We start from the raw sequence: 14,165 nt of genomic DNA on the forward strand, positions 1-14,165 counted from the left end.
GTCCTAGACGTTCAGCCGGATCGGCATGATCAGGTAGAGGAAGCCCTGATCGTCGTTGGTCTGCAGCAGACCGGGCCGGATCGGGCTGGTCAGCCGCAGCAGCACCTCGTCGGCGTCGATCGCGTCGAGGCCGTCGCGCAGGTACTCGGGGTTGAAGCCGATCTCGAACGCCTCGCCGTGGAACGGCACCGGCAGCGACTCGCGGGCCTCGCCGACGTCCTGGGTCTGCGAGGAGACGGTCAGCTCGCCCTCGGAGAAGGCCAGCCGCAGCGCCGCCGCCTTCTGGGCCAGCAGCGACACGCGCGAGACGACCTCGCGCAGCTCCGCCGTCGAGACCGGCAGCTCGTGGTCGAACGAGTCGGGGATCAGCGAGCGGTACTGCGGGAAGGTGCCGTCGACCAGCCGCGAGCTGAGCACGTGGTCGCCGACGGTGAAGAGGACCTGGTTCTCGCCGCGGGCGACGGTCAGCGTCTCGGCGCCGGTCGCCGGCACCAGCCGCTCCAGCTCCTGCATCACGCGGGCGGGGACGTTGGCCTCGAAGTTGCCCTCGAGCGGGGTGGTCAGCGTCGTCCGCTTCTCCGACAGCCGGTAGGAGTCGGTGGCGACCATCGTCAGCGTGTCGCCCTCGGCCCGCACCAGCACGCAGGCCAGCAGCGGCCGGGTGTCGTCCTTGGCCGCCGAGCGGACGACCTTGGCCGTGGTGGCGACGAACGCCTCGGCCGGGACCACGACGCCGGTCGCGTCGGCCGGCTCGGGCAGCGGCGGGAAGTCTTCCGTGCGCAGCGTCCGGAGGTGGAAGATCGCCGACCCGGCGGTGATCTCGACGTCCTGCTCCTCGGTCCGCAGCTCGAGCGTGATCCGCGGGCCCGGGGCCTGGCGGGCGATGTCGAGCAGCAGGCGGGCGGGGAGGACGATCGTGCCCGGACGCTCGACGTCCCCTTCGAGCGCGATCCGCAGGCCGACCTGGAGGTCGGTCGCGCGCAGCTCGATGCCGTCGCCGGTGGCCGCGATCTGGACCCCGGAGAGGGTCGGGTTCGCGAGCCGGCCGGAGGCGACCCGGCTGAGCGACTGCAGGTGACCCAACAGGTCCTGTGCGTTGGTGTGCAGTTTCACCTTGAAGTCCTCAGAGAGAAAGAGTGATCAGCAGTCGTAGGAAGGCCTGTGCGCCCTGTGCGCGACGAGGCGGATCGGCCCGTGGCAGCAGGGGACGCTGCGTCCACAGACGCCTGTGCAGTCTGTCAGCCGCGGCGGTCGTCCTGTGCGCGGATCGCGTCGGCACCGTCGGCGGACGCCGTCCCGTGCACAGCCGCGAGCCGTGCACGCACACGCGCGAGGTCGACCTGTGCGCTCGGATCGCGCTCGATCTGGGCGCTGACGCCGCGGACCGCGTTCATGACCGTCGTGTGGTTGCGACCGCCGAACGCCCGCCCCAGGTTGGGGTAGCTGTCGCCGGTCTCCTCGCGCGCGACGTACATGGCGAGCTTGCGGGCCCAGGCCAGGCGCTTGTCGCTGCGGCGGGAGAGGAGGTCGTCCTCGCTGATCTCGAAGGTCAAGGCGGTGGCGCGGAGCACCTCGCCGGTCGTCGCCGGCTGGTCGATCCGCCGCTGGCCGGGGCTGTGGTCGCGCCCGGGGTAGAGCGAGTCGAGGACCTCCTGCGCCAGCCCGCGGGTCAGCGGCCGGTCGGTCAGCGAGGCGAAGGCGACGACCCGCACCAGCGCGGCCTCGACCGCGCGGACGCTGCTGGAGACGTGGCGGGCGATCTCCTCCAGCGCGCCCGGCTCGGCCAGCTCGACCGCCTGGCCGGTGACCCGCTTGCGGAGGATCATCAGCCGCGTGGCCAGGTCGGGCGGCTCGACCTCGGCCACCAGGCCGGCGGCGAAGCGGTCGCGCAGGCGCTGCTCCATCCGGTCGAGGTCGTCCGGCACCCGGTCGGCGGTCAGGACCAGCTGGGCGCCGGCCTCGTGGAGCGCGTTGAAGGTGTGGAAGAACTCCTCCTCCGTGGCCTTCTTCGCCATCAGGAACTGGACGTCGTCGACCAGCAGCAGGTCGATCGACCGGTAGCGCTCCTTGAAGGCGTCGATCCCGTGCCGGCGGAGCGCGTCGGTGAACTCGTTGGTGAAGGTCTCGGCCGTGCAGTAGCGGGCCCGCAGGCCGGGGTGGTGACGGCGGGCGTAGTGGCCGACCGCGTGCAGCAGGTGGGTCTTGCCGACGCCCGGAGGGCCGCAGAGGAAGAGCGGGTTGTAGGCGATGCCCGGGTTCTCGGCGACGGTCAGCGCGGCCGCGTGGGCGAAGCGGTTGGCCGGGCCGAGCACGAACTCCTCGAACCGGTAGCGCGGGGTCAGCGGGCGCTCGGCCGGCGGCGGCGGAGGCGCGGGCTGCTCGCCGCGGCGCTGGCCCCCGCGACCGGGAGGACCGGCGGGCGCCGCCGGGGGCGCGGCCAGGACGACCTCGAGCGGACGGTCGAGGACCCGGCTGGCGCTGGCGCTGAGCATCGGCAGCAGCCGGTCGGCGATCCACGAGCGGGCGTGCTCGGGCGCGCGCACGTGGAGCTGGTGCGCCTCGGCGGCGACCGGCCGCAGGACCGAGAGCCAGGTGTCCCACGCGGGATCCCCGATCCGCTGCCGAGCATCCGCCACGATGGCGTTCCAGGCGCGGTCGAGGTCAGCGGTGGGCACGGGCAGGACGGAGCTGCCGCTGCGGGAGCGGCGAGAAGGACGACACAGGGGGCGCGGGGCCCGGAGGGGCCGCTCCAGGGGCAGCGGCGAGCCGCGAATATACCAGCGGCCGGAGCCCCCGGCGGACCAGTCTGGGGCCGTCGCCGGCCGCTTTCCCGGAAAGAGCGGGAACAACCAGCGTACGGCGCTCGAATCCGCTTGCAAGGAACCGTCCGGATCGTCCGCTATGCGACCCGCGAGGCGCCGGACGGGGGCGTCCAGCTAGACTCCTCTGCTCGTTGCCCGCGCGGGTCGCACTTCGCTGCGCCCGTCGCCCCCGCCTCGATCCGAGTCTGAAGAGATGAAGCGCACCTACCAGCCGAAGAAGCGCAAGCGCGCCCGCACCCACGGCTTCCGCGAGCGGATGTCGACCAAGGCCGGCCGCCAGGTCCTCAAGCGTCGCCGGTCCAAGGGTCGCCGGCGCCTCACCGTCTGACCCGATGTCCGATCCCCGTCCGACCGCCAAGCGGTCGAAGCGGGGTCGGCTGACGCGCAGCGCCGACTTCGAACGCGTCTTCCGCCGTGGCCGCTCGTTCGGCAACCGGTACCTGGTGCTGCACCTCTTCCCGCGCAGCGGGCCCGACGAGGCCCGCGAGCCGCGGATCGGTCTGAGCGTGTCCCGCCGCGTCGGCGGGGCGGTCGACCGCAACCTCGTCAAGCGCCTCCTGCGGGAGGCGTTCGCCGTCGAGGCCGAGCGCTTCCCGACCTCGGTCGACGTCGTGATCGTCGCCCGCCCGGACGCGCGCGAGCTGGCCGAGCGCGAGGGCCTGGCCGGGATCGCGCCGGCGCTCGCCGAGATCGTCGAGAAGGCCCTGGCCGCGCTCGCCAGCGAGGACGCCCGATGACGGCCCCCGGCCGCGGACCCCTCGGCTGGCTGCGCGAGTTGTTCCTGACGCCCGTCAAGGCGTACCAGCGCTTCATCAGCCCCGCGCTGCCGCGGAGCTGCAAGTACGAGCCGACCTGCAGCCACTACGCCGTCGACGCGGTCCGGTCCCACGGGATCGCCCGCGGGACGATCCTCGCGGGGTGGCGGATCCTCAGGTGCAACCCGTGGAGCCACGGCGGCTACGATCCCGTCTCGGCGCAGCGGCTGTTCCGCTCCCGCCGGTCTGCGTCACCTTCCTAACGAGCCCCCTGCATGCCTGCTGCCGTCCTCGCCCCGATCCAGTGGCTGATCGACCTGTTCCTGCCGGTCCTGGAGTTCTTCCACGACTCGCTGTCGATCCCGTGGGGCCTCTCGATCATCCTGCTGACGGTGCTGCTGCGGCTGGCCGTGCTGCCGCTGGGCATCAAGTCCTTCAAGTCGATGCGGGGCCTGCAGGCGATCGCGCCGCAGATGAAGGCGCTGCAGACCAAGTACAAGGACGACCGCCAGCGTCTCCAGCAGGAGACGATGAAGCTCTACTCGGAGCACAAGGTCAACCCGTTCGGGTCCTGCCTGCCGATCCTGGCGCAGATCCCGTTCCTGATCGCGTTCTTCTACATGCTGCGGACCGATCTCAAGTTCGAGATCTGCGGCGACGGCGTCGATCGCAACCTGCCCCACAACGTCGGCTGCGGCGCGGTCCCGAACCCGGTCGGGGACTGGATGTACGGGCAGCCGAAGGGCAACGGCCCGCTCGGCGGCTTCGGTGAGAGCTTCATCGGGATCCACGACATCACCGCGGTCGCCACCGGCGGCCTGCTGGTGCTGCTGCTGATCCTTTACGTCGGGTCGCAGATGGCCTCGTCGCTGGTCAACATGCCGCCGACGGCCGACAAGAACCAGAAGCGCCTGATGCTGGCGCTGCCGCTCGTCTTCGTGGTCTTCCTGATCCCGATCAAGCCGCCGTCGGGCCTCTTCCTCTACTGGATCACCACCAACGTCTTCACGCTGGTCCAGCAGTGGGGGCTGATCCGGGTCTACGGCCACGCCAAGCCGGCGACGCCGGTCGAGGACGACGAGCCGGCCCCGAAGGGCAAGGGCGGCGTCGCGGTGGCGAAGGCCACGGCCGGCGCGGGGGGCGGCAGCGCGCCGCCGCCCCCGCCGCGCAAGCGCAAGAAGAAGCGTTCGGGACGGAGGCGCTGAGATGGTCGACGACGCGATCGGCGAGCGGATCGCCGTCGAGGTCGGGGCTCTCGTCGGCCGGGTGGCGCTGGGCGTCGACGCCGGCGACGACGTCGAGGTCACCCGCGAGGGCAACCGGATCACGGCGACCCTGCGGGGCGAGGGCGTGGCGCCCTTCATCGGCCGTCACGGCCAGGTGATCGACGCGGTCCAGCACCTGGCGACGCGGGTGGCGGCCAAGCACGCCCCCGGCGGCGACTGGGTGGTGACCGTCGACGCGGGCGACTACCGCAGCCGGCGGGCGACGATCCTCGACCGGATCGCCGGCGAGGCGGCCGATCGCGCCGTCTCCGGCGGCTCGGCGGTGGCGCTCGACCCGATGACGGCGAGCGAGCGGCGCTACGTGCACGAGCGGCTGCGGGACCGGGGCGACGTCTCCACCCACAGCGAGGGCGACGAGCCCGAGCGGCACCTGGTCGTCACGCCGAAGCGGGCGTGAGCGGGATCGCGCCGGCCGTCGAGCGGCGGCTGGCGGAGCTGGCCGAGCGCTACGACCTGACCGCGGCCGCGCACGACGCGCTGCGGACGATGCTGGCGGTGCTGGCCGACGACGAGCACGCCGCGACCACGGTCCGCGACCCGGTGGTGGCGGTCGATCGCCACGTCGCCGACGGGCTCAGCGGGCTCGAGATGGCGGCGGTCCGCGAGGCCGAGCGGCTGATCGACATCGGGACCGGGATCGGGGTGCCGGCGCTGGTGCTGGCCGCCGCCCGGCCCGAGCTGCAGGTGGTGGCGATGGACACGGTCGGCAAGAAGGTCGACTGGGTCACCGCCTGCGCAGCCCGGATGGGGCTGACGAACGTGACCGGCGTCCACGGCCGGGCCGAGGCGTGGCCCGAGGGCCTGGGTGGCTTCGACGTCGTGGCCGCGCGGGCGGTGGCGCCGCTGGGGGTGCTGCTGGAGTACGCCGCGCCGCTGCTGCGCGAGGGCGGGTCGCTGGTGGCCTGGAAGGGCGTGCTGGAGCCGGAGGAGGAGCGGACCGGCCGGGCGGTCGCGCCGCAGCTGGCGATGAGCGCGCCCGAGAGCACGCCGACGCGGCCCTGGGACGACGCCCGCGACCGCCGCTTCGTCGTCTCGCGCAAGCAGGGGCCGACGCCGGCCGGATTCCCGCGCCGGGCGGGGATGGCCCGCAAGCGCCCGCTCGGCTGAGCGGCGCCGATTCGGCCCTCGTTCGCCCTCCGTGGGCGGTTCCTGCTCGCTGCAGGGGTTCTTGCGCGGCGCCGTTTCACGTGAAACGGCGCGGAGGGCCGCGGGCCGGGCGTACCGCCCCCCGTCGCGGTACCGTCCTACCCCCTTGGGCACGATCTACGCCATCGCCAACCAGAAGGGCGGAGTGGGCAAGACCACGACCGCCGTCAACCTCGCCGCCTGCATCGCCGAGGCCGGCTACCCGACGCTGCTGGTCGACATCGACGCCCAGGCCAACGCGACGGTCGCGCTCGGGGTCGACAAGACCACTGAGCCGAGCATCTACGACGTCCTGCGCGGCGACGTCGCCGCTCTCGACGCGGTGGTGGCGACCGACATCGAGGGCCTGTCGCTGCTGCCGGCCCACCCCGACCTGGCCGCCGCGACCGTCGAGCTGGCGCGGGCGAACGGCAGCGACACGCGGCTGCGCGACGCGCTCGAGCCGGTGCGGGAGCGGTTCACCTTCGTGCTGCTTGACTGCCCGCCGTCGCTGGGGCCGCTGACGATCAACGCGCTGGCCGCCGCCGACCGGGTGATCGTGCCGGTCCAGACCGAGTACTTCGCGCTCGAGGGCCTGGCCGGGCTGCTCGACACGCTGGGGCTGGTGCAGCGGCGCCTGAACCCGCGGCTGGCGATCGCCGGGATGCTGCTGACGATGCACGACACCCGCACCCGGCTGGCGCACGACGTCGAGCAGGAGGTGCGCCAGCACTTCCCCGACCTGGTCTTCCGAACGGTGATCCCGCGGAACGTGCGGATCAGCGAGGCGCCGAGCTACGGCGTCCCCGTGATCCACCACGACCCGCACTCGAACGGCGCGACGGCGTACTTCGAGCTGGCGAAGGAGATGGTGGCTCGTGGCTAGCAAGCCCAAGCAGCGGGGGATGGGGCGCGGCCTGGCCGCGATCCTCTCGACCGACGAGAGCCTGGACGGCAGCGCCAGCGGGCCGGAGCTGCGGACGCTCTCGGTCGAGCTGATCAGCCCCAACCCGCACCAGCCGCGGCGGGTCTTCGACGAGGACGCGCTGCAGGCGCTGGCCGGGTCGATCGCCGACCGCGGGGTGCTGCAGCCGATCCTGGTCCGGCCGCTGCCCGGCGGCCACTACGAGCTGGTGGCCGGCGAGCGGCGCTGGCGGGCCAGCCAGCTGGCCGGCCTGAGCGAGGTCCCGGCGCTGGTCCAGGACCAGGACGACGCGACCTCGCTGCAGTCGGCGCTGGTCGAGAACATGGCCCGGGCCGACCTGAACCCGGTCGAGGAGGCCCGCGCGGTCGCCGCGCTGGTCGAGGACCTGGGCCTGACCCGCGAGGCGGTCGGCCGGATGGTCGGGCGCAGCCGGGTGGCGATCTCGAACCTGCTGCGGATCCTCGACCTGCCGGACGAGGCGCTCGACCTGATCGGCGACGGCACGCTGAGCGAGGGCCACGGCCGCGCGCTGCTGCTGGCCGACGGCCACGAGGTGCGCCGCGACCTGGCCCGGGCCGCGGCCCAGGAGGGCTGGTCGGTGCGGGTGCTGGAGCAGCGGGCGCGCGACGCCAGCGACGGCGCCCGGGCCCGCAAGCCGGCGCCGGCGGTCCCGGCCGACCAGGCGGCGGCGGCCGAGGAGCTGTCGCAGCGGCTGGCTCGCGCGCTCGGCCACGACGTCAAGGTGCGGCCGAAGGGCGACGGCTTCGTGGCCGAGATCCGGCTCGACGACGTCGACGAGGCCCGCCGCCTGACCGATCGCCTGGGGGCGTAGCGGGGGGCCGTCGCGGCGCGCTGCGGCGCCGATGCACGTGCGCTACTCTTCCGTCTCCTCGGGCGATTAGCTCAGTCGGTTAGAGCGCTTCTCTGATAAGGAAGAGGTCGGTGGTTCGAGTCCACCATCGCCCACCTCAACGGCACCCCGCCCCGGCGGGGTTTCGTCGTTCTGGAGCGGGATCGCACCCGGCCAAGGGCCGCGAACCGGGCGCTCCTATACTCCAATGACGGAGCCGCTCGACCGTCCGGTCGGGGCCTCCGCACCCGGAGCTGACATGCAGGAGATGACCGTCTACGGCGTGAGCTTCGACATGGTCGGAAAGCAGCCGATCGTGCTTCTGAAGTGCGTCGAATCGAACCGCTTCCTCCCGATCTGGATCGGGCATCCGGAGGCTGCCGCGATCCTGATGCGGCTACAGGGCGCGTCGACCCCGCGTCCGATGACGCACGACCTGATGGTCGACCTGCTCGGCGAGTTCGAGGTCAAGTGCCTGCAGGTGGCGGTCACCGAGCTGCGCGACAACACCTTCTTCGCGACGATCACGCTCGAGCAGAACGGCCGCGAGGTGGAGATCGACTCACGCCCCTCGGACGCGCTGGCCTTCGCGGTCCGCTGCGGCGCGCCGATCTACGCGGCTGACGAGGTGATCGAGGAGTCGGCGATCGAGTTCGAGCGCAACGCCGAGGAGGCGGACGACGTCGTCGATCGCTTCAAGAGCTTCCTCGACGACGTCTCGCCCGACGACTTCCGCCAGCAGGGCTGAGCCCACGCCCCGCCGGCGAGCGTTTCACGTGAAACGCGACAGGGCGCCGGCTGGTGCCTCGGCGACCGCGGCCAGCACGTCGCGGGCGGCCCGCTCGCCCGAGCTGATCGCTCCGTCCATGTAGCCGGCGAAGACCTCGGCGGTCTCGGTCCCGGCCCAGTGGATCCGCCCGCAGGGCTGGCGGACCCCGAAGCCGAGCGAGGTCAGCACCCCGGGCGGCAGGAAGCCGGCGTAGCAGCCGCGGGTGAAGGGCTCCTCGGCCCACGAGCGCTCGACGTACTCGCGGACCTCGCCGGCCCGCGGCCCGAAGAAGCGGACGAAGCAGGCCACCACCGCCCGCCGCCGCTCCTCCAGCGACAGCCGGCCCAGCTCGCGGGCCTGCGCGCCCTCCAGGAATCCGAGCAGCACGCCGACGCCGCCGGTCGAGGGGGTGTTGTCGAAGACCACCTTGACCGGACCGGCGGTGCTGGTGACCTGGCCGGAGAAGCCCTCGCGACGCCAGAACGGCTCGTCGTAGACCGCCATGCACTTGATGACCGAGCCCTGCGGCGTCCGCTGGGTCAGCTGGTCGCGCCAGCCGGGCAGGGCCGGCTGGTAGTCGATCCGGCCGGCGAGCGTCGGCGGGATCGCCACGATCGCCTGCTGCGCCTGGACCTCGATCCCGTCGGCGTGGACGGTCACGCCCTCGTCGTCGGTCACGATCCGCCGGACCGGGGCGCCGAGCACCACCCGATCGCCCAGCTGCTCGGCCGCGCGCTCGGCGATCAGCTGCGACCCGCCGACGATCCGGTGCTGCTGGGCTCCGCCGGCGGTCGAGATCAGCGCGTCGAAGCCGCCGCCGGAGTGCAGGTAGAAGAGGAAGTGCAGCAGCGACAGCTCGCCCGGCTGCGAGGCGAAGACCGCCTCGCACATCAGCTGGAAGAACTCGCGGGCCCCGGCGGTGCGGGTGTGGCGGCCCAGCCAGGTGGCCACGGTCTGGGCGTCCCAGGCCTCCGCCTTGCGCGCCCGCCAGGGCTCGTCGAGCGGCACCTGGCGGGCCATCCGGTCGAGCCGCGCCTGGGCCTGGGCGACGTCGGCCAGCAGCAGCGGGTTGAGCCGCGGGATCGCGCCCTGGTAGCGGGAGAGGCGGCCGCGGTGCTCGAACTGGTTGTCGCCCTCGTCGAAGGTCTCGAACAGCTCCAGGCCGAGCTCGCGGATCCAGGCGTTGACCCGCAGCTGCTTCGGGCCGACCCACTGGCCGCCGACCTCGACGATCCCGCCGGCCTCCAGCTCGTGGTTCAGGAGCCGCCCGCCGACCCGCTCGCGGGCCTCCAGCACGACCACCGTCCGGCCCGCGTCGACCAGGGCCCGGGCGGCCGAGAGGCCGGCCAGGCCGGCGCCGACGACCACGACGTCTGCGTGCGTGCTGCTCATGCCGCCCAGCGTCGCGCCGCACGGTCGCTGGCCGCTGCACGAGGTTCGGCAACCGGGTCTGCGAGGTTCGCAGGAGCGCGGCGGGCGGTCTACGGTTGCTCGCGGTGGAGGTCACGGCGACCCAGCGGATCGTGGAGCGGCTCGTCCGGGCGGTCGCCGAGCGCGAGGACGAGCTGGTCGAGCGGATGCTCGAGCGGTTCGCGATCGAGGCGCCCGGGGCGGGCGTCGGCGCCGATCCCGACCTGACCGAGGTCGTGCGCCGCAGCAGCTACGACAACCTGCGCGCGGCCCTGCGGCACGTGACCGACGGCGGCGACCCGCTGCCCGACGGGCCACCGCCGGCCGCGGTCGAGGAGGCCCGCGAGTCGGCGCGGGCCGGGATGTCGCTGGTCGCCGGCCTCCAGACCTACCGGATCGGCCAGGCGGTGGTCTGGGACGCGATGCTCGACGCGATCGACCGGCTGGAGGAGGACGATCCCGCGGCCCGCAGCGCCGCGCTGCGGACGGCCAGCGCCCGGGCCTTCGCCTTCGTCGACGCGATCGTCCCGCACGTGATGGAGGTCTACACCCGCGAGCGCGACCGGCTGCTGCGCAGCCGCGAGCAGCGACGGGTCCAGCTGGTCCGCGACCTGCTCGACGGCGAGCACGTCGACAGCGGCGAGCTGGGCTACGACCTGATCGGCCGTCACCGGGCCGCGATCGCCTGGGGGCCGGGCAGCGAGGCCGAGCTGACGCGGCTGGCCGCGGCGCTGCGGACGCCGGTGCTGGTGGTGGCGGTCGGCGGCCAGACCGCCTGGGGCTGGCTCGGCGCCGGGGCCGACGACGACCGCGCGCTGCGGGCGGCGCTCGAGCCGTGGCCGGGGCGGCTGGCCTTCGGCCGCGCCGACACGGGGCCGGAGGGCTTCCGCCGCAGCCACGGCCAGGCCCGGGCGGCCCACCGGATCGGCGCCGCGACCGGCGATCCACTGACCTGCTTCGACGACGTCGCACTCGAATCGGTGATGCTGGCCGACGAGGAGGCGGCCCGCGCCTTCGTCGCCGCCGAGCTGGCCAGGCTCGACGACGGCCGCGACGGCGCCAAGCTGCGCGAGACGCTGAGCGCCTACTTCGCCTGCGGCTTCAACGCCTCGGCCGCCGCGGCGCTGCTGGGCGTCAACGACCGCACGATCGCCTACCGCCTGCGCAGCATCGAGCAGCGCCTGGGCCGTCCGGTCCGCCGCCGCCAGACCGAGCTGCAGGCGGCGATCCGGCTCGAACGGGTGCTGCGGGCCGGCGCCGGCCGGCCCGACTAACCGCGGGCGCCGGCCAGGGCCAGCTCGATCAGCCGCCCGACCAGCTGGTCGAAGCCGATCCCCGCGGCCTCGGCGGCCACCGGCAGGTAGCTGGTGTGGGTCAGGCCCGGGACCGCGTCGACCTCGATCACCGTCAGCTCGCCGCTGGTCCGCCCGGCCAGCAGGTCGACGCGGGCGAAGCCGCGGGCGCCGAGCGCCGCGAACGCCCGCAGGGCCAGCGCCTCGGCGGCGCTCGCCACCGCCGGATCGAGGTCGGCCGGGCAGGTGAAGGTGGTCTGGCCGATCGTGTAGCGGGCGCTGTAGGGGTCGTGGTCGCGCGGGTGGACCTCGACGATCGGCAGCGCCTCGCCGTCGAGGATCGAGACCGACAGGTCGTGGCCGTCGACGTGCTGCTCCAGCAGCGCGCGGTCGTCGTAGGAGAGCGCGGCGACCAAGGCCCCGGGCACGTCCTCGGGCCGCTCGACGACCTTCAGCCCCAGCGCCGAGCCCTGCCGCGAGGGCTTCACCACCAGCGGGAAGCCGAGCCGGTCGCCGGTCCGCGCCAGCGCGTCGGCCGCGCCCAGCTGCTTGAAGGCCGAGCTGGAGACGCTGACCGCATCCGGCGTGGCGATCCCGGCCGCGACCAGGGCCCGCTTGGCGACGACCTTGTCCCAGCAGCGCTCGCAGGCCGCGGGGGCCGAGCCGGTGTAGGGGATCTCCAGCACCTCCAGCAGCTCCTGGACGGTGCCGTCCTCGCCGTCCTCGCCGTGGAGGGCGACGAAGGCGACGTCGGGCCGCAGCCGGTCGAGCGTCTGGACCAGCGCGTGGTCGACGTCGACCGCGTGGACGTCGTGGCCGAGCCGCCGCAGCGCCTCGTCGACCCGCTGGCCGGACTGCAGCGAGACCTGGCGCTCCAGCGAGCGGCCGCCCATCAGCACCGCGACCCGCATCAGCGGGCTCCCCGGCGACGTCCGGCCGTCCGCAGCGGGACGATCGAGTCGTCGGGGCGGGCGGCCTGGGCCTCGCCGGCGTCACCGCGACCGCTGCCGCCGCGCGGCCGTCGGTTGCCGGTCAGCGAGGCGTACAGCTCCAGCTGCTCGGCGACCACGCCGCCGATTCGGCTGATCCCCTCGCGGATGTCGTCCTCGCCGACGCCCGAGAAGTTGATCCGCATCGAGTTGCCGCCGCGGCCGTCCAGATAGGCGGCGCGCCCGGGCACGAAGGCGACGTCGTCGTGCAGCGCGCGGGCCAGCAGGTCGGTGGTGTCCAGGTACTCCGGCAGCGTCACCCACACGAACAGCCCGCCCTGCGGCCGGGTCCAGGTGGTGCCCTCGGGCATGTGGCGGTCGAGCGCCTCGAGCATCACGTCGCGGCGCGCCTGGTAGACGTCGGACTGGCGCTGGACGTAGTCGCGCCAGTCGCGCTCGCGGAAGTAGTAGGCGACGAACAGCTGGCTGAGCGAGGCCGAGTTGAGGTCGCTGCCCTGCTTGCCGATCACCATCTTCTGCCGCACCGGCGCGGGCGCGATCGCCCAGCCGACCCGGATCCCGGGGGAGAGGATCTTCGAGAGCGTCCCGCCGTAGACCACGAAGCGGCCGCCGTCGAGGCTGTAGAGGGTCGGCAGCGGCTCGCCTTCGTAGCGCAGCAGGCCGTAGGGGTTGTCCTCCAGCACCAGGATCTGGCGCTCCTGGGCGATCTCGACCAGCCGCCGGCGCCGCTCCAGCGACATCGTCACGCCGCCCGGGTTCTGGAAGGTCGGGATCGTGTAGATGAACTTCGGTGAGCGGCCCTCGCGCTCGAGCCGGTCGAGGGTCTCCTCGAGCAGGTCGATCCGCATCCCGTCGTCGTCCAGCTCGACCTGGACCAGATCGGCCTCGTAGGCGCTGAAGGTCGGCACCGCGCCGGGGTAGGTGGGCCCCTCGGCGATCACGACGTCGCCGGGATCGACCAACGTCTTGCACATCAGGTCGATGACCTGCTGACCACCGGTGGTGACGAGGATGTCGTCGGGGTCGACGGTCGTGCCCTCGGCGGCCATCACCTCGGCCAGGCAGGGGCGGATGTCGGCCATGCCCTCGGTCGGGGCGTACTGCAGCGCGCGGGCGGCGTCGCCGGCGGCCATGTGCGAGAGCACCTTGGCCAGGTCCTCGGCCGGGAACAGCCGGGTGTCGGCCAGCCCGCCGGCCAGCGAGATCACCTCGGGCCGCTCGGTCAGCGCCATCAGGTCGCGCATCGCCGAGCTCTTCATCACCCGCGTGCGGGCGGCGAAGAGGCCGGCGTAGCGCTCCAGGTCGCCGGCCGGGCGACGGGAGGATCCGGCGGCCGCGCCGCCGGACGAGGCCGTGGCGGTCGGGTCCGGGTCCTCTACAGTCATGCGGCGAACGGTATCGCCACATGACCTACCTCCTCGACATCCTCCAAGGCATCGGCATCGCGGCGGCGGCGGGGGTGAGCCCCTTCCTGCCCCTCGCGGCGGCCTCGCTGGCCGGTCTCGCGCAGCTCGGCGCGGACTACGACGGCACCTCGCTGAGCGTCGTCGGCTCGCCGGTCGTGCTCGCGCTCTCGGTCGTCCTGGCCGTGCTGGCGCTGGTGCTGCGCAAGCGGCTGGAGGACCCGACCGCCGAGCGGGTGCTGCTGGGTCTGGGGATCGTGGTCGGGGCGGTGGTGACCGGCGCGACCGTCGCCGACCACAGCTCGACCTGGTGGCCGGGCCTGCTCGCCGGCGGCCTGGCGGCGCTGATCGCCGGCCTCGGCGGACGCTCGCTGCTGCGCCGGACCCGCGCCCGGCTCGACGAGGAGACCCGCACGACGCTGGCCGTCGGCGCGGCGCTCGGGGCGCTGGTGGTGGCGATCCTCTCGATCGCGCTGCCCCCGGTCGGGGTCCTGGCGGTCGCGGCGGGGCTCTGGCTCTACGTCGGCGGCCGACGACAGGACACCCGCAAGCACGCCGGGCTCCGCGTCCTGCGCTGA

Annotated in this window: 16 protein-coding genes and 1 tRNA gene; 12 read left to right on the forward strand and 5 right to left on the reverse strand. The window is 73.7% G+C overall.

The features are described 5' to 3' along the window. Positions 1-3: 3 nt before the first annotated feature. Entirely contained in the window at positions 4-1,113 is a 1,110-nt protein-coding gene (gene dnaN, locus SH587_RS00150) for a DNA polymerase III subunit beta (RefSeq protein WP_320668510.1), read from the reverse strand. A gap of 125 nt (positions 1,114-1,238) precedes the next feature. Next, positions 1,239-2,675: a chromosomal replication initiator protein DnaA gene (gene dnaA / locus SH587_RS00155; protein WP_320668511.1), complete on the reverse strand. Its 1,437-nt coding sequence runs from the start codon at positions 2,673-2,675 to the stop codon at positions 1,239-1,241. Between the two features lie 340 nt (positions 2,676-3,015). Here dnaA and rpmH point away from each other — a divergent pair, with 340 nt between their 5' ends. The 10 genes from rpmH to SH587_RS00205 all read left to right on the forward strand — a co-directional run bounded on the left by rpmH (position 3,016) and on the right by SH587_RS00205 (position 8,511). Further along, a complete protein-coding gene (gene rpmH, locus SH587_RS00160) occupies positions 3,016-3,150 on the forward strand; it encodes a 50S ribosomal protein L34 (protein WP_320668512.1) in 135 nt (44 codons plus the stop codon). A 4-nt stretch (positions 3,151-3,154) separates the two neighbouring features. Continuing rightward, positions 3,155-3,559, forward strand: coding sequence for a ribonuclease P protein component (gene rnpA, locus SH587_RS00165; protein ID WP_320668513.1), 405 nt, complete (start codon positions 3,155-3,157; stop codon positions 3,557-3,559). Further along, on the forward strand, positions 3,556-3,840 hold the full coding sequence (gene yidD, locus SH587_RS00170) for a membrane protein insertion efficiency factor YidD (protein WP_320668514.1): 285 nt from the start codon (positions 3,556-3,558) through the stop codon (positions 3,838-3,840). The genes rnpA and yidD overlap by 4 nt, the downstream gene beginning before the upstream one ends. 12 nt (positions 3,841-3,852) lie before the next feature. Then, complete coding sequence (locus SH587_RS00175) at positions 3,853-4,782, forward strand: YidC/Oxa1 family membrane protein insertase (protein ID WP_320668515.1); 930 nt, start codon at positions 3,853-3,855, stop codon at positions 4,780-4,782. Position 4,783: 1 nt separating this feature from the next. Further along, positions 4,784-5,260, forward strand: coding sequence for a Jag family protein (locus SH587_RS00180; protein ID WP_320668516.1), 477 nt, complete (start codon positions 4,784-4,786; stop codon positions 5,258-5,260). Further along, the gene (locus SH587_RS00185) at positions 5,257-5,970 is read left to right on the forward strand and encodes a 16S rRNA (guanine(527)-N(7))-methyltransferase RsmG (protein WP_320668517.1); all 714 of its coding nucleotides are present in this window, start codon (positions 5,257-5,259) and stop codon (positions 5,968-5,970) included. Before SH587_RS00180 ends, SH587_RS00185 begins: the two co-directional genes overlap by 4 nt. A 145-nt stretch (positions 5,971-6,115) precedes the next feature. Then, entirely contained in the window at positions 6,116-6,874 is a 759-nt protein-coding gene (locus SH587_RS00190; protein WP_320668518.1) for a ParA family protein, read from the forward strand. Further along, a complete protein-coding gene (locus SH587_RS00195) occupies positions 6,867-7,745 on the forward strand; it encodes a ParB/RepB/Spo0J family partition protein (protein WP_320668519.1) in 879 nt (292 codons plus the stop codon). Before SH587_RS00190 ends, SH587_RS00195 begins: the two co-directional genes overlap by 8 nt. 60 nt (positions 7,746-7,805) lie before the next feature. Next, a tRNA-Ile gene (locus tag SH587_RS00200) sits at positions 7,806-7,879 on the forward strand. 143 nt (positions 7,880-8,022) lie between these two features. Next, complete coding sequence (locus SH587_RS00205; protein WP_320668520.1) at positions 8,023-8,511, forward strand: bifunctional nuclease family protein; 489 nt, start codon at positions 8,023-8,025, stop codon at positions 8,509-8,511. Positions 8,512-8,535: 24 nt separating this feature from the next. On the opposite strand, the gene SH587_RS00210 is transcribed toward SH587_RS00205, so the two are convergent. Next, entirely contained in the window at positions 8,536-9,924 is a 1,389-nt protein-coding gene (locus SH587_RS00210) for a flavin monoamine oxidase family protein (protein WP_320668521.1), read from the reverse strand. 104 nt (positions 9,925-10,028) lie between these two features. On the opposite strand from SH587_RS00210, the gene SH587_RS00215 reads away from it, so the two are divergent. Continuing rightward, a complete protein-coding gene (locus SH587_RS00215; RefSeq protein WP_320668522.1) occupies positions 10,029-11,216 on the forward strand; it encodes a PucR family transcriptional regulator in 1,188 nt (395 codons plus the stop codon). Here the strand turns inward: SH587_RS00215 and SH587_RS00220 are convergent. Together SH587_RS00220 and SH587_RS00225 are read right to left on the reverse strand one after the other, a co-directional pair. Further along, entirely contained in the window at positions 11,213-12,145 is a 933-nt protein-coding gene (locus SH587_RS00220) for a D-alanine--D-alanine ligase family protein (RefSeq protein ID WP_320668523.1), read from the reverse strand. The two genes, SH587_RS00215 and SH587_RS00220, sit on opposite strands and share 4 nt — an antisense overlap. Then, the gene (locus SH587_RS00225) at positions 12,145-13,569 is read right to left on the reverse strand and encodes an aminotransferase-like domain-containing protein (RefSeq protein ID WP_320668524.1); all 1,425 of its coding nucleotides are present in this window, start codon (positions 13,567-13,569) and stop codon (positions 12,145-12,147) included. The genes SH587_RS00220 and SH587_RS00225 overlap by 1 nt, the downstream gene beginning before the upstream one ends. A 20-nt stretch (positions 13,570-13,589) precedes the next feature. On the opposite strand from SH587_RS00225, the gene SH587_RS00230 reads away from it, so the two are divergent. Beyond that, positions 13,590-14,165 (forward strand): DUF4126 family protein, encoded by a 576-nt coding sequence (locus SH587_RS00230; RefSeq protein ID WP_320668525.1) that lies wholly within the window; start codon positions 13,590-13,592, stop codon positions 14,163-14,165.

Origin of the sequence: Patulibacter defluvii, assembly GCF_034096925.1 — a bacterium.
Classification (GTDB): Bacteria; Actinomycetota; Thermoleophilia; order Solirubrobacterales; family Solirubrobacteraceae; genus Patulibacter; species Patulibacter defluvii.